The sequence below is a fragment of the Corynebacterium sp. HMSC059E07 genome (genome assembly GCF_001814395.1).
GTDB classification, from domain to species: Bacteria; Actinomycetota; Actinomycetes; order Mycobacteriales; family Mycobacteriaceae; genus Corynebacterium; species Corynebacterium hesseae.
Genome location: NZ_KV816284.1, coordinates 141,553 through 162,226 on the forward strand (window position 1 = coordinate 141,553; position 20,674 = coordinate 162,226).

Annotated in this window: 22 protein-coding genes, 1 tRNA gene and 1 pseudogene; 7 read left to right on the top strand and 17 right to left on the bottom strand. The window is 60.5% G+C overall.

Translation table 11 applies throughout. The features are described from left to right. Nucleotides 1-3: 3 nt before the first annotated feature. Genes HMPREF2967_RS03455 through HMPREF2967_RS03490 form a run of 8 tightly spaced genes read right to left on the bottom strand, consistent with a single transcriptional unit; the run spans nt 4 to nt 7,908 of the window. The gene (locus HMPREF2967_RS03455; protein WP_070564382.1) at nt 4-858 is read right to left on the bottom strand and encodes a PPK2 family polyphosphate kinase; all 855 of its coding nucleotides are present in this window, start codon (nt 856-858) and stop codon (nt 4-6) included. A 10-nt stretch (nt 859-868) separates the two neighbouring features. Beyond that, nucleotides 869-1,639 (bottom strand): sulfite exporter TauE/SafE family protein, encoded by a 771-nt coding sequence (locus tag HMPREF2967_RS03460; protein ID WP_070564379.1) that lies wholly within the window; start codon nt 1,637-1,639, stop codon nt 869-871. A 6-nt stretch (nt 1,640-1,645) separates the two neighbouring features. Next, complete coding sequence (gene coaD, locus HMPREF2967_RS03465) at nt 1,646-2,122, bottom strand: pantetheine-phosphate adenylyltransferase (RefSeq protein ID WP_070596563.1); 477 nt, start codon at nt 2,120-2,122, stop codon at nt 1,646-1,648. A 2-nt stretch (nt 2,123-2,124) separates the two neighbouring features. Then, nucleotides 2,125-2,727 carry a 16S rRNA (guanine(966)-N(2))-methyltransferase RsmD gene (rsmD, locus tag HMPREF2967_RS03470; RefSeq protein WP_070564376.1) on the bottom strand — a complete coding sequence of 201 codons (603 nt, stop codon included), beginning with the start codon at nt 2,725-2,727 and terminating at the stop codon, nt 2,125-2,127. Nucleotides 2,728-2,769: 42 nt separating this feature from the next. Further along, the gene (locus HMPREF2967_RS03475; protein ID WP_070524361.1) at nt 2,770-4,866 is read right to left on the bottom strand and encodes an ATP-dependent DNA helicase RecG; all 2,097 of its coding nucleotides are present in this window, start codon (nt 4,864-4,866) and stop codon (nt 2,770-2,772) included. 3 nt (nt 4,867-4,869) lie between these two features. After that, nucleotides 4,870-6,255 carry a DAK2 domain-containing protein gene (locus tag HMPREF2967_RS03480; RefSeq protein WP_070564373.1) on the bottom strand — a complete coding sequence of 462 codons (1,386 nt, stop codon included), beginning with the start codon at nt 6,253-6,255 and terminating at the stop codon, nt 4,870-4,872. Between the two features lie 10 nt (nt 6,256-6,265). Further along, the gene (locus HMPREF2967_RS03485) at nt 6,266-6,874 is read right to left on the bottom strand and encodes a uracil-DNA glycosylase (RefSeq protein ID WP_154762012.1); all 609 of its coding nucleotides are present in this window, start codon (nt 6,872-6,874) and stop codon (nt 6,266-6,268) included. A 35-nt stretch (nt 6,875-6,909) separates the two neighbouring features. Further along, nucleotides 6,910-7,908: a thiamine-phosphate kinase gene (locus HMPREF2967_RS03490; protein WP_070524368.1), complete on the bottom strand. Its 999-nt coding sequence runs from the start codon at nt 7,906-7,908 to the stop codon at nt 6,910-6,912. 57 nt (nt 7,909-7,965) lie between these two features. Between HMPREF2967_RS03490 and HMPREF2967_RS03495 the strand changes: the two genes are divergently transcribed. Next, nucleotides 7,966-8,880 carry a DUF3515 domain-containing protein gene (locus HMPREF2967_RS03495; protein WP_070524370.1) on the top strand — a complete coding sequence of 305 codons (915 nt, stop codon included), beginning with the start codon at nt 7,966-7,968 and terminating at the stop codon, nt 8,878-8,880. A 50-nt stretch (nt 8,881-8,930) separates the two neighbouring features. On the opposite strand, the gene HMPREF2967_RS03500 is transcribed toward HMPREF2967_RS03495, so the two are convergent. Together HMPREF2967_RS03500 and HMPREF2967_RS03505 are read right to left on the bottom strand one after the other, a co-directional pair. After that, nucleotides 8,931-10,001, bottom strand: a complete 1,071-nt coding sequence (locus HMPREF2967_RS03500) for a D-alanine--D-alanine ligase family protein (RefSeq protein WP_070685001.1) — start codon at nt 9,999-10,001, stop codon at nt 8,931-8,933. Nucleotides 10,002-10,022: 21 nt separating this feature from the next. Beyond that, the gene (locus tag HMPREF2967_RS03505; RefSeq protein ID WP_070685003.1) at nt 10,023-11,021 is read right to left on the bottom strand and encodes an NAD(P)H-dependent glycerol-3-phosphate dehydrogenase; all 999 of its coding nucleotides are present in this window, start codon (nt 11,019-11,021) and stop codon (nt 10,023-10,025) included. A 147-nt stretch (nt 11,022-11,168) separates the two neighbouring features. Between HMPREF2967_RS03505 and HMPREF2967_RS03510 the strand changes: the two genes are divergently transcribed. Next, nucleotides 11,169-12,167: an NUDIX hydrolase gene (locus HMPREF2967_RS03510; RefSeq protein ID WP_070623540.1), complete on the top strand. Its 999-nt coding sequence runs from the start codon at nt 11,169-11,171 to the stop codon at nt 12,165-12,167. A 46-nt stretch (nt 12,168-12,213) separates the two neighbouring features. Here the strand turns inward: HMPREF2967_RS03510 and HMPREF2967_RS03515 are convergent, their stop codons facing one another. The 3 genes from HMPREF2967_RS03515 to leuC all read right to left on the bottom strand — a co-directional run bounded on the left by HMPREF2967_RS03515 (nt 12,214) and on the right by leuC (nt 15,247). Continuing rightward, nucleotides 12,214-13,122: an EI24 domain-containing protein gene (locus HMPREF2967_RS03515; protein WP_070685005.1), complete on the bottom strand. Its 909-nt coding sequence runs from the start codon at nt 13,120-13,122 to the stop codon at nt 12,214-12,216. A 75-nt stretch (nt 13,123-13,197) separates the two neighbouring features. After that, nucleotides 13,198-13,788 (bottom strand): 3-isopropylmalate dehydratase small subunit, encoded by a 591-nt coding sequence (leuD, locus tag HMPREF2967_RS03520; protein ID WP_070685006.1) that lies wholly within the window; start codon nt 13,786-13,788, stop codon nt 13,198-13,200. A 16-nt stretch (nt 13,789-13,804) separates the two neighbouring features. Beyond that, nucleotides 13,805-15,247, bottom strand: a complete 1,443-nt coding sequence (leuC, locus tag HMPREF2967_RS03525; protein ID WP_070685008.1) for a 3-isopropylmalate dehydratase large subunit — start codon at nt 15,245-15,247, stop codon at nt 13,805-13,807. A 48-nt stretch (nt 15,248-15,295) separates the two neighbouring features. On the opposite strand from leuC, the gene HMPREF2967_RS03530 reads away from it, so the two are divergent. Then, entirely contained in the window at nt 15,296-16,009 is a 714-nt protein-coding gene (locus tag HMPREF2967_RS03530) for an IclR family transcriptional regulator (RefSeq protein WP_070524385.1), read from the top strand. Nucleotides 16,010-16,117: 108 nt separating this feature from the next. On the opposite strand, the gene HMPREF2967_RS03535 is transcribed toward HMPREF2967_RS03530, so the two are convergent. Continuing rightward, nucleotides 16,118-16,864, bottom strand: coding sequence for a S1 family peptidase (locus HMPREF2967_RS03535; protein WP_232770624.1), 747 nt, complete (start codon nt 16,862-16,864; stop codon nt 16,118-16,120). Nucleotides 16,865-17,087: 223 nt separating this feature from the next. Here HMPREF2967_RS03535 and HMPREF2967_RS12775 point away from each other — a divergent pair, with 223 nt between their 5' ends. Both HMPREF2967_RS12775 and HMPREF2967_RS03545 read left to right on the top strand, forming a co-directional pair. Then, nucleotides 17,088-17,378 carry a hypothetical protein gene (locus tag HMPREF2967_RS12775; protein ID WP_083312576.1) on the top strand — a complete coding sequence of 97 codons (291 nt, stop codon included), beginning with the start codon at nt 17,088-17,090 and terminating at the stop codon, nt 17,376-17,378. 115 nt (nt 17,379-17,493) lie between these two features. Continuing rightward, nucleotides 17,494-18,210, top strand: coding sequence for a hypothetical protein (locus HMPREF2967_RS03545; RefSeq protein WP_232770626.1), 717 nt, complete (start codon nt 17,494-17,496; stop codon nt 18,208-18,210). A gap of 56 nt (nt 18,211-18,266) precedes the next feature. Here the strand turns inward: HMPREF2967_RS03545 and HMPREF2967_RS03550 are convergent. Further along, nucleotides 18,267-18,339 (bottom strand) — tRNA-Glu (locus HMPREF2967_RS03550). Nucleotides 18,340-18,972: 633 nt separating this feature from the next. Here HMPREF2967_RS03550 and HMPREF2967_RS03555 point away from each other — a divergent pair. After that, on the top strand, nt 18,973-19,377 hold the full coding sequence (locus HMPREF2967_RS03555; protein WP_070623551.1) for a hypothetical protein: 405 nt from the start codon (nt 18,973-18,975) through the stop codon (nt 19,375-19,377). Continuing rightward, entirely contained in the window at nt 19,370-19,699 is a 330-nt protein-coding gene (locus HMPREF2967_RS03560) for a transcriptional regulator (protein ID WP_070623554.1), read from the top strand. Before HMPREF2967_RS03555 ends, HMPREF2967_RS03560 begins: the two co-directional genes overlap by 8 nt. On the opposite strand, the gene HMPREF2967_RS03565 is transcribed toward HMPREF2967_RS03560, so the two are convergent. Together HMPREF2967_RS03565 and HMPREF2967_RS03570 are read right to left on the bottom strand one after the other, a co-directional pair. Next, a complete protein-coding gene (locus tag HMPREF2967_RS03565) occupies nt 19,694-20,257 on the bottom strand; it encodes an RBBP9/YdeN family alpha/beta hydrolase (RefSeq protein ID WP_070685012.1) in 564 nt (187 codons plus the stop codon). The two genes, HMPREF2967_RS03560 and HMPREF2967_RS03565, sit on opposite strands and share 6 nt — an antisense overlap. A 244-nt stretch (nt 20,258-20,501) precedes the next feature. Next, a pseudogene (locus HMPREF2967_RS03570) lies at nt 20,502-20,674 on the bottom strand (integrase core domain-containing protein); the annotation flags it as partial.

The window sequence follows — 20,674 nt, forward strand, 5'->3', positions numbered from 1 at the left end:
CTCTTAGTCGGCGTCCTTAATGCGCTGGCGCTCTACTTCCGGATCAAAGTCGGGCGCTGGCCATTCCAGGTCCAGGTGGCGTAGGAGATCCACGATGAGGAACTTCAGCGCCATCCGGGCATACTTTTTATTATCGGTGGGGATGACGTACCAGGGTGCGTAGTTTTCATCTGTGCGCCGAATGGCATCCTGATAGGCCGCCATGTAGTCATCCCAATAGGCCCGCTCTTCCACATCGGAAGGGTCATATTTCCAGAACTTGTCCTCCCGTTCCGTGCGCTCCAGTAGGTTCTTCTTCTGCGCGTCCTTGGACAGATGCAAGAAAACCTTGATGACCTTGACGCCCTTCGCCGTCAGATCCAGCTCATAGTCGCGGATGGCTTCGATGCGTCGGTCCACTTCTTCTTCATCGACCCACTCGTGTACGCGTTGGATGAGGACATCTTCGTAGTGCGAGCGATCAAAGGCCACGATTTGCCCCGGCTGTGGGTCATGCTTGCGGATGCGCCACAAGAAGTCGTGTTCTAATTCCTCCTCGGTGGGCTTACCAAAGCTCACGGTCGTGGTTCCCTGAGGGTCAAAGGTGTTCAACACGTGGCGGATAGCCCCGCCCTTGCCCGAGGTATCCATGCCCTGCAAGACAATGAGCACCGCTGGGGCGTCCTCACCATAGCTGCGACCATTGGCAAAAAGCCGCTCTTGGAATTCATACAGCTCATCATCGTACTTGGAGAAGCGAGCGGCGAGCTCCTCCTTATCGCCGTCAAAACCGGGGGTTGCCGAAGCATCGACCGAATCAATCTGAAAATTCTTGCCAGCGCGCAGGGACAGTGCGTCCTCAATCTTGAATTTCGCCATGGGTCCCACCCTACCCAGGCGCTGTCCAAGCACCCAGAGTGAACAAGCCTCGCAGCAATGCGCTGAGCGCCCCCAAGCTTGCCAGCGATAGCGAGAGCTTATGCGCCTTGTCCCGTGAGACCCGTCCTGCAATCTTCTTACCTAGGAAGATGCCAATGCACATGCCAACGACGCCGCAGGGCCACACCAGCCAGTGCAAGCCCTCAAAACCGCCGGATCCCAAGAAGAATTTGGTCAACACCGACGACAGGCCGCCAATGAAGAAGCAGGGCTGTAGGGTTGGCGCGAGGACCTCCTTGGGCCACCGCGCAGCCTGCGCATACACAGTGATGACCGGGCCGGCCACGCCCGCAAGCGTGTTGGTGAACCCACCCAAGATGCCCGCGGAAATGGCTGGGCCCGTACCGCGCATCTCCGGGACGAACTTTCGCCCGAAGACCACCACACCCAACGCGATCAACAAGGCCGCGCCAACGAGTACCAACAATGCTGCGGTATCAATACGCGCGATGAGCAGGGCTGCCGGGATTGAGCCGAGGATCATGAAGGGGCCGATGCGCAGCCACTTTCCCCAATCCACGTTCTCACGCATCGAATAGGTCGTGAGAACAGCGTTAAGGCAGGCCAAAACATTGATGACCATGATGCCTTCCACCGGGCCGAGGAAGAGGGTCAGGATTGGTCCACCAATGAGGCCAAGGCCCATGCCGGACACTCGTTGCAGGCAGGAGCCAGCTAGAACTGTGAAGAGAACAACGAGCGGTATTGCCAGTACAGACATGTCCCCTTAGCCTCGGTACCGTTCCATGACAGCAGCAGCCACATGCTCCGGGAACATACCCGTGACGTCGCCTCCGTAGTGTGCCACCTGCTTGCACAGCGAGGAGGAAATGTAGCCGTACTTCTCATCTGTTAGCAAGAAGACCGTATCGATTCCGGAAAGGCGCCGGTTCATCTGCGCCATGGGCAGCTCGTATTCATAGTCCAAGGAGGAGCGAAGGCCCTTCACAATCGTGTCTATGCCATGCGCGCTGGTGTAGTCCACGAGCAGACCGCCCCACCAGTCCACCTCGATTTCCGGGGCGACGGTACGGCGAATCAAATCCACGCGCTCCTCCACGCTGAACAACCCGGAAGGCTTGTCTGGGTTGCCCGTCACCAGCACCGTGACCTTGTCAAAGAGCTCGCTCGCACGGTTAAACACGTCAACGTGCCCTAGCGTGATGGGATCGAAAGAGCCGGGGCATACGGCGTGGGTCGGCATGGCTAGTCCTCCTGGTTGTCGGTGTGATTGGTGTCCGAGGTCTCCGCGTCGCGGTGATAAATCGCCATATCAAAACGCGCGATACCGAAGGTCCGCTTCTTGAGCTTCTGACCGGTGGGCTCGAAACCTTCCGGCCATTGTGTCTGTGGGGAATCTACATGGCGCTCGATGACAACAATCGCGGCATCATCCAGCACCGGCTCGATCGCCGCGAGAAGTCCGTCGACGTCATCGAAGCTATACGGCGGATCCGCGAGCACCATGTCGAAATAGCCGCGCGGTGCGGTGGCCAGGTAGGAGGAGGCATTCATTTCTCGTACCTCGACGCGCGGGTGCTTGACCACCCCAATGTTGTGGCGGATGACTTTTACGGCCGCGGCGTTGTTCTCCACGAGGACGACTTCTTCGGCACCGCGGCTGGCCGCCTCCAGACCCAGCGCACCTGAGCCCGCAAACAGATCCAGCACGCGGGAATCAATGAAACCCCAACGCACGTTCAGAGATGAGAAAAGTCCCTCACGGGCACGGTCGGACGTGGGCCTCGTCCCGGCTTCGGGCACCTTGATGGTGCGCCCGCGGGCCTCCCCGGCGATGATTCTGGTCATGGCTTCTACCCTATCTCCCCTGTCCCAGCCGCGGAGACTCCCCTAGTTCTTCTCCAAAAATCCCTGCTCATCGGCGCTCAGATTGTGCGTCAACTGCTCCGCCAGGTCAGGATTGCGCTCAACCAATGCGGCGGCATCGGCATGCGTGCGCTCGATGATGTCCCTGTCATAAACAAGGTCGAGCAATTTGAGCGTGCGCTTCGTGCCGGATTGGAGTGTTCCTAAGATGTCGCCTTCGTGGCGTTGCGTGAGATCCAATTCGGCAAGGTCAAAGCCGGACGGCGTATCCGCAATGGCTTTGATGCGCCGAAAGGACTTGCTGTCTGGCTCGGCCAGCGTATGCAGCAAACACACGGATTCGTTTCCCCCGCGGCCCACGCGCCCGCGCAGCTGATGTAACTGCGAAACTCCAAAATTCTCCGATTCACGGATGAGCATGACGGTGGCGTTGGGCACATCGACGCCGACCTCGATGACCGTGGTGGCCACGAGGACGTCAATCTCCCCGCGGGCGAATCGCTCCATCACCTCATCCTTATCGGGCATCTTGCCGTGGAGCATCTCCACTCGAAGCCCGCGAAAAGGTAGGTTGCGCAATTGCAAAGACATGGTTTCCACCCCGCCCTCGCCTTCAATTCGCGGGCAGACGATATAGGCCTGGTGGCCTTTGCTCACCTCTTCGCGAATGCGCTCGATGGCGCGGCGCACCCATTCCGGTTTCCATTCAGGCACCACCGCGGAAAGGATGGGTTTGCGCCCACCGGGAAGCTCCTTGAGCGTCGAGACTGCCAGGTCACCGAAGACGGTCATGGCAATGGTGCGCGGAATGGGGGTTGCTGTCATCACCAGCACGTGCGGGCTGATGCCCTCACGCGTCTTGGTGCGCAGACTATCGCGCTGCTCCACGCCGAAACGGTGTTGCTCATCCACGATGACCAGGCCAAGATCGAAAAACTCTACGCTGTCCTGGATGATGGCGTGGGTGCCGATGACGATATCGGCCTCACCAGAAACAATCTCCAGCAGCGCCTTGCGCTTCTCCGCCGTCTTCATCGACCCTGTCAAGACCGTAACGGTGACACCATCCGGAACGCTGGCGCTTATCGACGCCCCATGCTGCGCCGCCAGCACCTCCGTCGGCGCCAGGAGCGCGGCCTGCTTGCCGGCGTCTACCGCTTGCAGCATGGCGCACGTGGCAACGAGCGTTTTTCCCGAACCCACCTCGCCTTGCAGCAGTCGCATCATGGGCGCGGTGCCGCAGAGATCAGCATCGATTTCGGCGATGACGCGGCGTTGGCCGTCGGTTAGCGCAAAGGGCAGCTCAGAAAGCAGCTCATCGCGGTAGCCCTCCAGAATGGCTGGCATTGGGGTTGCCGTGCGCGCCTTGACGTCGCGCTGACGAAGGGCCATGACCAATCCGATCGACAAGGCCTCGTTGTATTTCAGACGCTGGATGGCGCGTTCCGGCCCGCTGTCTCCCGGTTCGTGGATTTCGCGCACTGCCTGATCGAGCGTCACCATCATCCGATAGTCCAGCGGCTCCGGAATAGGCGGGGTGTGTTCGAGGACCTTGTGGATGGCACCCATGATGTACCACGACGTCACCTTCCCGCTGGCCGGGTAGACGGGGATCCATTCACGTTGCAAGAAGGTGTCTAGTGAACCGAACTGGGAGAGCTTCTTGAGCGAGCCTGTCCCCTGCCCGGTTGCGCTATCCAGCAGGGACTCCTGATAGCGGCCGGGATCAAGGATGAGGAAGTCGGGGTGCTGCAGGCTGGGATATCCGCGAAAGTACTTCAGCTTGCCGGAGAGCATGACGCGCATACCTCGGCCCAGCACGCGCTGGACGTAGTGCGCGTTAAAGAAGGAGGCTTGGACTCCGTTATCCATGTAGAGGATAAACACCATGGCTTTAGAGGTGTGCTTGACGCGGGCCTCCTCAATGACGCCGGTGATGGTGACGTGATCTCCGTCCTCGGCACCGCCGAGGCCCACGTCCTTGTTGTGGCGGATATAGTCACGCGGATAATGGCTAAGCAGCTCCCCGCACGTGGTGTAGCCGAAGGCGCGCTTGAACGCCGCGGCATCCTTCTTTGCCAGTACTTCCGTCAGCGCCCGATCGTCTTGCCATCCCAGCATGGTCTACTCCACCCCGATCTCCGTGCGCAATCCGGGAACTCGAAGCACAACGACGTCGACACCAAGAATCTGCGTCAACTCTTCAGCATCGATGTCACAGCCGGACAACACAGTGATTTGTTCGCCCCCATAGGCCAACTGGGTGCGGCATGCCGCGATGATGCCGTCGAGGCTTTCTGTTTCCGGATGAGCCACCCGCATGGAACGCGCGGCATCGGACATAGCGGCCACTACTTCGGCCGAACGAGAGGGGTTGGGCGAATACACCGATAGCGCGGCGAGCCCGGCCACGATGGAGCCAGTCGGTATGACTGTCGCCCTGCCTGGATCTCCACCGCACCCGTTGGGCAGGAAAAGATCGCCTGCCGCAGCATGTTCCAGATCCTCGCCGGGCCCAATTGCTCGCGCCCCAGCCTTCTCAAATAGCTCCCGCGCGGCCCCTTCGGGCACCGCGGCAAAAATACGCCGCTGCGGGCTCTCGCCCTCGCTGTGCTCCGTGGCGCACGCCCCCGCCTCTGCGGGCGGCAGCGCCTCGAGCCGCAGGTTGCTGACCTTTCCCAGGCCGTAGGCCTTTTCGATCACCGTGCCGGCCTCCGGACTATGGATGTGAACGCTGCCAGAGGTGTCCGTCGCCCGCGCGATGACGAGGCTATTGCCCAGCGAGGCCAATGTTTGTTCAACCTCAGCGAGGTTTCCCTCGAAGAAGAAGACGACTTCGATCTCTGCAAGCTCCTCAGGTTTCTCTGGCACCGAAACGCTCAACGGCTGGTTGGCGGGTTCTTCACCGGTGACCTGTGCAAGGAGGCACTCCAGCAGAATCACGAAGCCGGTACCGCCGGCATCCACGACACCTGCCTCGCGCAGCGCGGGCAGTTGCGACGGAGTCTGCGCCAGGGCCTGCCGTGCGGCGTCTAACGCTGCAACCAGGATGCCGTGTAGCTGGGCACCGGGCTGCCCGGCGGCCTCACTGGCAGCGGCCGCTGCAGCGCGCAAAACGGTGATGATGGTGCCTTCTACTGGGGCGGCAAGCGCGCGATCGACCAACGTGACAGCCAGCGTCAAAGCATCAGCGAGGACCGCACCATCCACGCGCGAGTCCGTTGTGGCATCGGCAACGCCACGCAGCACCTGCGAGAGCACCATCCCCGAGTTGCCGCGGGCACCGCGCACCGAACCGATGGCCAATGCTTCAGCGACGTCCGCCTCACCCTTATCGGCCTCCGCCAAGGCGGACTCCATGGTGTGCGCCATGTTGGATCCCGTGTCCGAATCGGGCACCGGGAAAACGTTGAGGGCATTGATTTCAGCGCGGCGGCGCTGCAGCTCCTCCACGGTTCGTGCGGCCCACTCATGCAGACCACGAGCGTCCAACTCGGCGGGATATGACATGGTGGCTAGTTTACAAGCGCCAGTCCACCGCGGGGACGCCACGGGCCTCTAAGGCCGCGTTTGCGCGGGAGAAAGGGCGCGAGCCGAAGAAGCCACGCCGCGCTGACAGCGGCGAGGGATGCGGGGAAGTAATGCAGTCCGTGCCCGGTAGGTAGGCCTGGCAGGACTGGGCGTCGCGGCCCCACAGGATGGCCACGATATCGCGCCCCGCCAGCGCCCTAATGGCTGCCTCGGTAATCGCCTCCCACCCGAGCCGGCGGTGCGAACCCGCCTGGCCCGGGGCCACGGTGAGTACCCGGTTGAGCAGTAGTACGCCCTGGTCAAACCAGGCCCGCAGGTCACCATCGGCGCGGCCGGGGATGCCGAGGTCGGCGCCAAGCTCGGCGTAGATATTCTTCAGCGAACGCGGTGCCGGCACGCCCGGCCGCGTGGAGAAGGACAAGCCCATGGCATGCCCCGGCGTGGGATAGGGATCCTGGCCCACGATGAGCACCCGCACGTCCTCGAGGGGCATCGACAGGGCGGCAAAGACGTCCTCGGCCGGCGGCAAGAACTCTGCCCCAATCTCACGCTCGATGCGTGGGAGGTTGTCCTCCAAGGCCTGCCTGATGTGCGGCATCCACGAATAGTGGATGTGAGAAGTATCGATGTGGCTCACGCAAATCCCTCCCAGCCCTCGCTATAGCGAGGTTCCTCTCCATCGATGGTTACTCCGGTGCCGCGCATCACCCGGCCAATTTCCCGGAACCCGGAGGGGGCAGCCTTAAACGTCGTAGCCAACAGCGTGTGGTCCTCCCCACCCGCCAAGACCCACTCCCAAGGGTCGATGCCGAGCACCGCACCGGCGGCGGCCACAAGCGGATCGGGGGCAATGGCGCCGCGGTCAAAATCGATGCGCACCCCGGAGCGCTCAGCCAAGTGCCCCACATCGCGCACGAGACCATCCGAGTTATCCGTCATCGCGGTCGAGCCGGTTGCCCGAGCGATGACGCCGCGTCCGGGTGCGAGGGTGGGCGCGCAGTGGGCGTCGATCAGTGGCCAGAGCTCGTCCAGCTCCGGGGGCAGCGCGCGGCCGTAACGTTGCAAGAGGGCCAAGCCCGCCCCGGAATACCCAATCTTGCCGTGCGCCACTAACTTCTGGCCCGCACGCGCACCATCCAGAGTTAACGGTGCGCCGCTTCCGCCCAAAGAGCCCATCGCTGTGACGTTGATGACCAGGCTGTCGCTGCGGGTCAAATCACCGCCGACCAGCTCGGCGTTGTACACCGCGCACCGCTCAGCAATGCCTTGCGCTATCCCCCGCACGAAATCCACCGGGGTATCGCCCGGGGCGGCGATCGCCAGAAGCGCTGCAGTGGGCCGAGCCCCCATTGCCTCAATATCGGCAAAGTTGCGCACGATGGCCTTGTGACCGACTTCCGCGGCGGTGGACCAGTCCCGCCGAAAATGCCGGCCCTCCACCATCATGTCCGTCGAGGCCACAGTGCGCGAATTAGGCGCCGCCGGATAAAGCACCGCGGCATCATCGCCGTTGAGTGCACTCGGCGCTGCGGTGACGATTTCATGGATAACGTGCCGTTCGCCGGCTTGGTCGAGGGTATGGGATAAACCCACCGTCACGGACTCCTTTTCCTTGCGCAGATGGCGCACCATTCTGGCACGCCTTCAACGTTCGTTCTTCTTGGGCTATCAGCGATAGGATAAGCCCCTATGGATACCCAATTTAACCGCACCGCTATATACATCTCACTCGGGATTGCCATCGCGATGGTCTTCGCGGTGATTTTTGGGGCAAAGTACGTCATCACCAGCGCCGCGCAACAGCCGGTGGCGCTGCCTCCCACTCCGTCTGAAGCAGCGGACTCCCCCGAATGCGCCGCTGTCGTCGACTCTCTGCCGGAAAAGCTCATGGGATACTCACGGGTCGAACTCGTCGACCCAGCCCCGGCGGGTGCCGCAGCCTGGACGAAGAGCTCGGAGGACAAAGTAACCCTGCGCTGTGGCGTTGACCTGCCGCAGCAGTTTACGGATTATTCCCAGACCATCGAGGCCGACGGCGAATCCTGGTTGCAGGTCATTGACGCCACCCCCGGCTCGAACCTCACGACGTGGTACAGCACCCAGCGCACTCCTGCGGTCGCCGTGACTACGTCTACAGGCGACGCACATTCCGACGCCCCGCAAGGGCTAACAGAAGCCCTCAACAAACTAGATAAAAAGCCTCAAGACCCCAATCCGGCACCGCTATCCAAACTCAAGGCAGGTCCGGATTCCATGTGCCCCGCGCTGGACAAGGCTCTGCCAGACTCACTCGCGGAGGGCTATACGCGCCGCACGGATGCTGGCGCTAAGAACACCTGGGTCTACAGCGCGCCGGGCCATGAGGAAATAGTCGTGCGCTGCGGTGTCGCCGCTCCGGAGAACTACCGCGCGGGCGTTCAGCTCCAGCAGGTTAATGACGTCCCTTGGTTCGAGGACACCACGCTGGCGGAAGGCACAACGGCCGGCACGTGGTTCGCACTCGGCCGCGCGGAGGACCTCGCGCTGTCTGCCCCGCAAGAGGCAGCGAACTCGGCGCTGGTGCGGCTTAGCGACGCCCTCGTTGAAGCCACCCCCGCTCAGTAGGTGTCGCGGCCTCTTTCTTCACCACCTTCCCTTCGCGCACGGCTCAGGGACTAGGAACGCGCGAGAGCGGTCTGGATGAGAGTATCGAGCAGTTCGGCGTAGCCCACTCCCACGGCGGCGAAGACCTGCGGGTACATCGAAATCGGCGTGAATCCAGGGAAGGTATTGATCTCGTTGATGCAATAAGAGTCTTCGCTAACGAAGAAATCCACGCGCGACAGCCCCGTAGCGCCCAGCGCCCGGAAGGCCTCGATGGCGCGCTGACGCAGCTCGTCGATGAGCTCCGCGCTTAGCGGCGCAGGAATCGCCGCCGACACTCCCTCATCGATGTACTTGGCATCGAAGTCATAAAAGCCTTCCTCCGACTCGGTGGTCCCCAAAAGCTTGGCCGGAACAGAGGCTTGCAGGCTTCCGTCCGGGTGCTCGAGGACGCCCACCTCAACCTCATCTCCGCGGATCTCAGGCTCGACTAGGACCTTGTCATCGGACTCATAAGCCAGGGTCAGCGCCGCGTCAAAATCTTCCCACGCGGAAACCTTGGAGACACCGATGGAGGAACCGCCCCGCGCCGGCTTCACGAAGACAGGCAAACCAAGGCGCTCTTTCTGGGCATCATTCAGCGTATCTCCACCGCTAAGCACTTCTTGGGGTGCGACGGGAAGACCTTCGGCCACTAGGAGCTTCTTGGTGAACTCCTTGTCCATACCCACCGCAGAGGCCAGTACGCCCGCGCCGACGTAGGGGATTCCGGAAAGCTCAAAAAGACCCTGTACCGTGCCATCTTCCCCATAAGGTCCATGGAGAACTGGAACGATGACATCCACCTCTGTGTAGTGCTCGTGGCGGGTGACATTGTGGATGCGCCCGCGTGTTGCGGGGTTGAGGGATAGCGCCAACTCATCGTGGAGTTCCACCTCAGGCAGGCGCCCATCGACGATGGCGAGGCCCGCGCGGTTGCCCTGGGTCCAGGTGCCTTCCCGCGTGATACCGATCGGCACGACCTCATACTTTTCTGGATCTAGGTGCTCCATGATCGCGCCGGCGGAAATGCATGACACCGAGTGCTCGGAGCTGCGGCCGCCGTACACAACGGCTACGCGCACAGGTTTCGCTTCAGTCATACCGAGCAACTTTACTCGGCTTTACTCAGCTTTCTTGGTACGACCCATCAGAGCGACGATCATGTCGTCGACAGTCACGCCACGGTGACACACTCCATAGACCGCCTGGGTAATGGGCATCTCCACGCCCGCGCGCTGCGCCAACCTAAAAATGGAATCGGAAGAGATAACGCCTTCCGCGACCTGCCCGTTAGTGGCCGCGGTAGCTTCCTCCAGAGTCCCGCCCTGGCCAAGGCGGTAGCCAAAGGTACGGTTGCGCGAGAGCGTCGAGCTGCACGTCGCCACAAGGTCACCCATTCCAGCTAGACCAGAGAAGGTAAATGGATCCGCGCCCAGTTTCACACCAAGGCGGGTAATCTCAGCAAGCCCGCGCGTGATAATGGTCGCCATCGTGTTATTGCCCAACCCCTTGCCAGCGGCCATACCACACGCAAGAGCAATAACGTTCTTGCAGGCGCCACCAATTTCTGCGCCGATAACATCGGTGTTGGTATAGGGGCGGAAATATGGAGCGGCAGCTGCGTGCTGGACGGCCTCCGCGCGGGCAGCATCGCTGCAGGCAATAACCGTAGCGGCCGGCTGCTCCTGAGCCACCTCCTTGGCCAAGTTGGGCCCTGAGAGCACGGCAATGCGGTCAGCGGATACGCCGGCGGCGTCCGCGATGACCTCGCTCATCAAGTTAAGCGTAGCTTTCTCCACGCCCTTCGAGATTGAGACCAAGGTAGCGTCCTCCGGCAAGAGCGGCGCCCATTTCTCCAGGTTTCCGCGAAGGGTTTGGGAAGGAACGCCGAAGATGACGATGTCTGCAGTTTTCAGAGCAGCGGCGGGTTCGGTGGTTGCCCGGATCGACTCAGGCAGTAAGAGCTCCGGGAGATAGTCCGGGTTTTCGTGGCGCGTGTTGATGGTGTTTGCCAGTTCCTCGCGGCGCGCCCACAAGCTGACGTCATTGCCGGCGTCAGCAAAGACTTTCGCCAGCGTGGTTCCCCACGAACCCGCGCCCATTACTGCCACGTTTGCCATGTGCCACCTCACGATCAATTCCACTGCATCGACTTTTCCCATTAAAGCACGCCCGGCATTGAAATACGTTCGGCGCGTAAAGCTGCATCGTGGCGGCGAGTGGAGGAAGATGGAGAAGGTCACAAGCTACAGGCACAAAGGAGCAGCATGCCCAAGGCAAAGAACATGCATGAGACGGATAAAGATATCCGATCGGAGGTCTTCATCTCTGGTCGCCACCAGGAGATCCCTGTCGATCCGGCGGATGAGTTCAAGCGGACGACGCTTGCCGCTGGTGCGGTTCTCTGGCGTGGGGATCCGCACGATCCGGAGGTTGCTATCATCCACCGCCCGCACTACGACGATTGGTCGCTGCCTAAGGGCAAAGTCGATCCGGGCGAATCACTTCCCGTCACCGCCGCGCGCGAGATCTTCGAGGAAACCGGCTACACCGTGCGCCTGGGCAAGCTCATTGGCAAGGTGGCTTATCCCGTTCAAGGACGCACGAAGGTTGTCTACTACTGGCTGGCACGTGTACTCGACGGCGAATACACCACGAATTCGGAGACCGATGAGCTGCGTTGGATGACAATCGACGAGGCCTGCACGCTGCTCTCCTACGACGTTGATACGCAGGTGCTGGCGAAGGCTAAGAAGCGCCTACGCCTGGCTCCGACGACGCGCGTGCTGTATGTCCGCCATGCACGCGCTCACCAGCGCCGCTCCTGGGAGGGCGATGATGACCTGCGCCCGCTGGATAAGAAAGGCCGCCGCCAAGCAGAGATGCTCGTGCCGATGCTCACGCCTTTTCACCCGACCGCCATTTACAGCGCCCCGCCGCAGCGCTGCCAGCACACCGCTGCCCCGTTGGCGGATGAGCTCGGCATGGACATCGCTGTAAACAAAGCATTCGGTGACGATGTGTTTGCTGAATCCCCTGAAGACGCCCGCGCGGCCTTCCAGCGCGTTGTTGACGGCGGCGGTGTCCCCGTCATCGTGAGCCAGGGACTAACCATTCCGGGGATTATCGAATCCTACGCGCCGAAGTTCATCACGACTCCCATCGACGAGCTCAAGTTCAAGAAGGCTTCGGTGTGGGTGCTCTCCTTCAACGACGGTGAACTTACCGGCGCAGACTACCTCGCTAGCCCGCTGCCCGTGCGATAAGCACTACATCGCCACTTCACCAGGTACCTTTCGCCGTCCTGCTGTTCTATTCCCAACGCACAGCAGGGCGGCGCTGCATAGCACGGGTGAAAAGGACCATCCCCAAAGCCCAGATCGGGTAGGCGGCAAGGAAGCCAACGATGGGGATAAATATGACAAAGCTCGTGATGAGGGAACAGATCAAGATAAAGAGCAGCGATTGCCCAAGGTTCTCAATGACCAAGTTCAAAGCCTCCCGGAAGCACTCCATGAGAGGCTTATCCGGGGCATCAGCCTTGATGACAGGCGCTGGCCACAGAAGCGCAAAGAGAATCAGTCCGGGGAAGCCGCCCGCAATTGTTCCGAGCATTGCCAAAATAAAGAAGCAAGCATAGACGCCGGCGCAACCATTCAGCTGGGCAAACCTAAAGTAGTCGCGGAAGGTGACCTTCTCCCCATCAGCGATCTTCCGGGAGCCATTAAAGAGGTTCGCCATCAGCCAGAAAAGATAAGCGAAGGCGGCTAGCCCCATGACAACCATGAGAGGGATCCCCACGGTAGTCGCTAAAGGCTCGATGTCCGTGCCATTTCCTTCCATTACTGCGAATACACCGCCTACAACGGTTCCCGGCACAAGAAGAAGAGCAAACGTGATAATGAGATGCACCTGCATGGCCAGCATTCCTGGCACCGGTTGCTTTAAGTAACCCTTGAATGACTGGCCCAGAATATCCATGGCGTCAATGGGCGGCGCTCCTGCCCCGCCGGGTGGGTTGCCAGGTACTGCGCCGGGCTGGTGGTACCCGTAGCTTCCCGTCTGCTGGTAGCCGTAGCCGTTTGGTTGCCGGTAGCCGTAGCTCCCGGATTGTTGATAGTCGTAGCCACCGGGCTGGTGATAGTCGTAGCCACCGTACCCGGTGCTGCCGTCGAATTGATTGCCGTTCTCTCTGCTAAAGCCGTCAAAAGGATTAGTCATGCTGAGGATGTTAACGGCGCTATGTGCACTGCGCCACAGGAGGCGGGGAATACTACCCCACCGGTGCCGCCTCCGCTAAGACGCAACGACGCGCGGTTTGAATCCCGGGCGCTTGGATTCAAAGGCATCGATATCGTCCTCGTTACGCAAGGTCAGGCCGATGTCGTCGAGCCCCTCCATAAGGCGCCAACGGGTGTAGTCATCGATATCGAAGGTATAGCTATTGCCGCCCACGGTGACCGTGCGCGCGTCCAAGTCGACGGTGGTTTCGGTCTCCCCGGCCTCCAGCTGCTTCCAGATAAGCTCAATGTCTTCTTGTTCCATGAGCCCCGTCAGCAAGCCCGCTTTACCGGAGTTGCCGCGGAAAATATCTGCGAAGCGCGAGGAAAACACCGCCTTGAAGCCGTATTCTGCAAGCGCCCACACCGCATGCTCGCGGGAAGAACCGGTACCAAAGTCCGGGCCTGCGAAGAGCACGGAGCCCTCTTTAAACGGTTCCTGGTTGAGCACGAAGTTCTTATCGCTGCGCCAATTGGAGAACAGGCCGTCGGCAAAGCCGGTGCGCTTCACGGATTTCAGGTAACGCGCGGGAATAATCTGGTCGGTGTCCACATTGGAGACACGCAGCGGAACGCCGACGCCCGTGTGAGTAATAAACTTCTCCATTGTCTTTTTCCTTTCTTTAAGCGCCGGCGACGGCGGAATCGTCGATGTCTGCTGGTGAGGCCAAGTGGCCCAGAACGGCAGTTGCCGCGGCGACGGCCGGGGACACCAGGTGGGTGCGGCCGCCAGGACCCTGACGGCCCTCAAAGTTGCGGTTGCTTGTCGACGCCGACCTCTCCCCCGGCTTCAGCTGGTCCGGGTTCATGCCCAAGCACATCGAGCAACCAGCGGTGCGCCACTCGGCGCCGAAGTCGGTGAAGATCTTGTCCAGCCCTTCCTCCTCAGCCTGGGCCTTGACCACGGCCGAAGACGGAACCACCATCATGCGGGTATCAGCCGCGATGCTGCGCCCCTTGACCACTTCGGCGGCCGCGCGCAGATCCTCGATGCGCGCGTTCGTGCACGATCCAAGGAAGACCGTGTCGATCTGGATATCGCGCAGCGGCGTGCCGGGTTTCAGGTCCATGTAGGCCAAGGCCTTCTCGACGGCGGCTTTTTCGCCGTCGTCGCCGCACTCCTCTGGGTCGGGCACGGTAGCGCTCAATGGCAAGCCCTGTCCCGGGTTAGTACCCCAAGTCACGAAAGGCGTCAACGCGGAGCCGTCGATCTCCACGACGGTGTCGAATTCGGCGCCGTCGTCAGTCGGCAGCGTCTTCCAGTACTCGACGGCCGCGTCCCAATCTTCTCCTTGGGGTGCGAACTCACGGCCCTTGACGTACTCAAAAGTGGTCTCATCCGGAGCCACCATGCCGGCGCGGGCACCGGCCTCGATGGACATATTGCAGATGGTCATGCGGGCTTCCATCGACATCTTGCGAATGGCCTCACCGCGGTACTCGATGATGTGGCCTTGGCCGCCGCCGGTGCCAATCTTGGCGATGATCGCCAAAATCAAATCCTTGGCGGAAACGCCCTCCGCCAGCTCACCGCTGACCTCGATGGCCATTGTCTTAAAGGGCTTAAGCGAAAGTGTCTGGGTGGCCATGACGTGCTCCACCTCAGAGGTACCGATGCCCATGGCAATAGAACCGAAGGCGCCGTGCGTCGACGTGTGCGAGTCACCGCACACGATGGTCATGCCGGGCTGCGTAATGCCCAGCTGAGGACCCACTGTGTGAACGATGCCCTGTTGAGCATCACCCATCGAATGCAGGCGCACGCCGAACTCTTCACAGTTCTTGCGCAGCGTGGACACCTGCGTGCGGGAGACCTCATCCTTGATTTCTAAAAGGTTGCCGGACTTAATGCCCACGGTTGGAACGTTATGGTCCTCAGTGGCCAGGTGCAGCTCTGGGTGGCGCATCCTGCGACCGGCCAGGCGAAGACCATCGAAAGCCTGCGGGCTGGTAACTTCATGCAAGAGTTGGAAGTCAATATAGAGAAGATCGGGCTCGCCGTTCTCCCCTTTACGCACGACATGGTCGCGCCATACCTTCTCTGCGAGTGTCAGTTTCTCAGTCATGTGCCTCTCCACTTGAAATCTCAATTAATGGGACGTAGATTTCATTATATGGGAGAGTATAGCGCAGTATCAGGAATTAAGGTATTGGATCGCGCGGTAGCCATCATGATGGCCGCGACCAACCAACCTTCTACGCTCAACGAGCTTTGTGAGACCACCGGCCTGCCTCGGGCAACGGCACACCGTCTCGCCACAGCGCTCGAGGCGCACCGAATCCTCACCCGCACCCCCGATGGAAAGTGGGGCGCTGGGCCGGCCCTACCCGGCAACCGTGATCGCATAATCGAAACCGCAGGCCCCATTATGGAGGAGCTTCTCGACGCCACCGGTGAGTCCGTCCAGCTTTACGAACTCTCCGGCACCACGCGCACGTGTATCGCCACGCGTGAGCCGGAGATCGGACTCCACAACGTGGTGCCCGTAGGCCGCCAGCTTCCACTCACCTCCGGTTCCGCCGCCCGCGTCTTCGCCGCCTTTGCTGATGTCCATGTTCCTGACGCCATCTTTAGCGAGCACGATGTCGAACTCGCGCGCACCAACGGCTACTCCGAATCCATCGAAGAGCGCGAGTCAGACCTCGCTTCCGTTTCCGCCCCCGTCTTCGACGGCGCAGGAAACTTCATCGCCGTCCTTTCCGTCTCCGGTTCCGCCGAACGCTTCCGTCCTTCCCCGGCGGAAAAGTTCGCAGATGTCCTGGTTAGCGCATCCAACCGCTTAAGTGCCGCACTCTCCAATGGCACGCCACGCGACGGCCACCGCTAAGACAACCCGCTAAGAACTGGCCACTTAGCGCAGCGCACACTTAGCGCAGCGCACACTTAGCGCAGCGCAATGCAGCGCAGTGGAGCCTAAAGCCTCGAGGCTGCGTTCCTAAATACCGAGACCGAAATACATCGCAAGGCCGCGCAGCCCTTCCGGTCCCGCGCTACTCGTCGAGGACAATGCCTCACCTTTTTCTTGGGCCACCCGGACTGGGTTTCCTGGCTCCCGGTTGGGGCGGCGCGGCACCCAACCCTGGTGCGGCAGGCGCGCTAGTTCATCCGCATGTGGCATGCGCGCATAATTTGAGAAAGTAACTGTCCGGCCACCCCGATTAGCCTGGGTAATCCCCTGGTAGATGCCCACAACGCCCGGCTGCCCTGGGACGGACACTGCTCCACCGCTGTCCCCTGGCGCCAGAGACACGTCCGCCGCATAGTTCATGCCCGGAAAGACACCCGGCCCCTTCACCGCGGTGCCACACTGACGCGACGCGGCCTGTCCGTCGAAGCACACCGTTGTGCCTTCACCAGGCACCGGTGGCATGCCATCCCCGGTGAGCGGGTTGCCTGCCGAATAGGTTCCGCCGGCGAATTGAATATAGGCCAAGTCATGCCCCGCAGCCCCCGAGGGCGTGAACCAACGCAACGTTCCTAGGTGCTGGCCTGCTTCGTTATACACTTGTTCGCCATTTAAGCCACAGTGCGCCGAGGTCCACGCCCGATTAGCCTCGACGTAACCAACAGTGCACAACGCGCCATCAGAAGCCGCGATCTTTTGTCCTTGCCGAACCGGCACCCCCTCAGCAGCGGTCGCGGGGGCGGCGAGAGCAAAGGCCAGCGAGCATGCGCCAGCCATGAATGCAAAGCCTGGTAAGACACGGGAAAAGCGAAGTTGCGGAGACCTTTTCATCATCACCCCACTCTAGCCTGGGCTAGGCCAATTCTCCCTTCACGCCCCGTGTTCAGCTCCGGCGATACCCCCACCCACCCCCGCTATTGAAAGTGTATTGGAAACGCGCTTTACTAACATTGACAGCTACTGAAAATGTAGTGAAAATTCCCGACCTCCAGGAGGAGCCATGACCCACACCATCCACGACGAGCACACCCACGTCCACGGCGAAGGCTGCGGCCACGTCGCCTTCCCGCACGGCAATCACACCGACTACGTACACGACGGCCACATTCATCGCGAGCATGAAGGCCACTGGGACGAGTGCGAGGCATCCGAGCACACCGTTCACGATGCCCACGAACACGAGCACGGCGAGGGTTGCGGGCACGTCGCTATTCCCCATGGCGACCACGTGGACTACCTGCATGATGGTCACCGCCACGCGGCACATGACGGCCACTGGGATTGCCACTAAGAGCTACCCCGATTCTGTTTATTGAGCTGCCCAATCTGAGTGCACGTCACTGTGATTGGGCAGCTTTCCCCGTTTTCCCCAGCGCATCGCCACACATCTCGTTAGGGTGGGCTTTATGACTTCCACGCGCGCCCACCGTCCCATCGCAGCTTTTGCAGCCATAATCACCGCCGGTGTTCTAACAGTCGGATGCTCCACGTCATCCGAGATGGCAGCGCCGTCGAGGACGGACGTGGCATCGGGTGAGCCAACGTTTGAGAACACTTACCCGGCATTTCAGCCGCTTAACGATGACGCTGAGCTTCACGTTCCGAACGCTGTCGACGAGGCAGCCCCCGACGGCCCTGAACCAACCTTGCCGGACAACGCAGGCAATCAGCCTGCGGACCAGGCTCAACAACCTGACACACAGGCCCAGAGTGCACAAGGAGCCCAAGCCGCCCAACCAGCAGCAGGCCAACACCAGACCTCTCAGACGGCACAATCGGCCACGTATAACAGCCTTTCTGAACAACTCCCCGAGGGCGACGCCAACGGCGCGTCAGTCAACGTTTACGGCACGCCCGCCACTGTGTGCCAGATGGGCGATGGCTATAACATCGCTTTCGTCATGGCCGGTGCGAACACCAGTTGCGATTTCGCCCGTTCCACGGCAGGCCGTTTGATGACCTTGGCGCCAGGCTCTAAAGACGACCTCCGGTCCTTCATCCCCGGACAGGTCACCGTCAACAGCCCCATTACCCAACAGAACTATTCACTGACATGCCAAACCGATGAGCACGAGGTAATTCGCTGCACAGGCGGTAATAACGCTGAGGTCCTCATCGTCTAGTCTTTAGCCTAAACCGAAAAGGCGGCGAGCATGATGCTCGCCGCCTTTTATTTTTGTACCCCGTACGGGATTTGAACCCGTGTTACCGGCGTGAGAGGCCGGCGTCCTAGGCCGCTAGACGAACGGGGCTCGTTTAGCTGTCCGTTGCGGACTTGCTAAACACTATAGGATCGGCGAAAGAATACACAAATCGGCAGCTAGTATGGCTTTTACACAAAGAAAATCCCGAACCTCGTTGCCGCTTTCGACTGCGATGAAATCATTGACTCTCAGGGCCCGGGCGCGGATCGAATCAGTGGTTATTCCGCTGGCGTGCCGTTGGCAGCTGGGGCCGGAGCACTCGTTAGTCATCGCTAGAGGTTCGGGAGGACACGTGCGCTAACAGCATGTGGTGCAAGGCTCCTACTTCGCTCGAATGTTGGCTTTAGGAAGTTGTGGATTATGGCGATGCCGCCTCGTATTATCTGCTAGAGTCGCGTCGGCGATAGTGATGATTATCAGCTTCCGCCATCCGCTCTCCTTTCTGTCGGGAATGCCTTATACCTGCAGTGTATGACCGCCAAAGGCATAGCGGAAGGGATTAGACCAATTGGCCACTGGTATACCCCCTGGTAACTTTCCCAAGTCCGCTTACACTTGGACTTTTAACCCTCCGGTAAGGGGCACAACCACACCACTCCTTGATTACAACAGCCCGCGCCCCTTACTTGCACTTAATGCAAGTGATACACTTGCATTAGATGCAAACAAAGGAGTCAGGCCATGAACGATGAACTCAAGATCATTCAAGACGCCCAACAGCGGACCGCCTGGACACAAAGCTGGTGGGCGGTAGCACTTGTAGCGCTCGGTATCGGTAGCAGTCTTGCGCTATCCAAGGTGTCCTGGTGGTACACACTCGCAATCCTGATACCGACGTTCATTCTCGGTTTCCTCCTCAAGGACAAGATCGCGAACCCTTTTGTTCGCCCCAACCCCAACAAGGGGCCGAGGAACGATCGCGCCACGTGGTCACGCGTACTACTTCCCGGCGCAATGATTTTCTCCACCACGCCGACACCTGATGCATGGCCATGGATGATCACCAGCGGGGTCGTCGTTTCCGCGGCGATGGCTTGGATGCTCTACGAGAACCGCAACGCGGCCATAAAGGGCTCCAATGCCTAAGGACGCACCCAACCAATCCCCTGAGCTAGATCCAGTTATCCACCCGATTAACCGCCTCAGAATCTGTGCCACGCTCTACTCCGCCGGTGCCACCGACGGACGGCAAATGAAGTACAGCAAACTCGCCGAGTTGACCGAGCTCCCCGCCGATACGCTGTCCAAGCAGTTAAAGCACCTCGAGGATCACGGCTACATTAGCCGCACCCGGGAGTATGGTTCTACCCGCGCCAAGGACGCCGTGTGGGTCGCGCTCACCGAGGCGGGTGCACAGGCTTACGCGCAGCACGTGGAGGCGCTCAAAGCGATGACTGAGGGCCTATAGGCTGCGCAGCCACTGCGTGATGCGATCCCCCAGCTGTGGAAGCTCGGTATAGCCGTCGTCTTCAAGAAAGTGTCCCGCGTCGTGGATGGTGATGGGCGTGGCCGAGAGGGCGTCGGCAAGCTGCTGCGTGAGGGAAGGGTCCACCAGGACATCGTCAGTAGACACGAAGACCTCTGTGTGCGCGATGTGGTGCTTGACAGCCGGCACGTCGACGCGAGCCTGGCCAATAAACTCGTCAAGCTCTGGGATCACACGAAGCTTCTCCACAAACCCAGAGACAATGAAGAGCCCAGGAAGCTCCCACTCACCCTCCAATGCAGTGAGATAGTGCAGCAACGCGGTGCCGCCCAGGCTATGCGTGATGATGCAGGTATTAGCGTTTGGACGCTCAATACCGTTGCGTATCGACTCTACCCACTCATCGAGCTTCGGAGCGTTCGGTTCCGGCAGCGCGATGGTGTGAACGGTGTGGCCATCGGCGGTCAACAGGCGCTCTAGCCACGGGAACCAGTGACTGTCAGGGCTGGCTTGGTATCCATGAATAATGTAGAAGCGCATGGTCGCCGATCATACGAAAAAAGAGTGGCAAGCTCATCGTACTCGCCACTCTGTGGTGGTACGCCAATCATCCCGCAACACATACGAGGTTTTGTCAAGCGCCACTGAGCCCTTCAAAGAGGTCAATCTACCAGGGTTAATGAGATAAATATCTGGGGTTGCCCGCAAATCGTGGACACGTAGTGGAGCTACCTAGTGGTTAGGCAGCTATTTCTTTTCTGCTGATGGTTGAACCGGTGTGGTTCTCGAAGTCGACGGGGCTGACCATCCCCAGTGCGGAGTGCCGGCGCCGACGGTTGTAGACGACTTCAATCCAGTAGGCAACGGCCTTGCGTGCGGCATCACGGGTAGGCCAGCGCTTACGGTCGTAGAACTCGATTTTAAGCGTCGACCAGAACGACTCGGCCATCGCGTTAT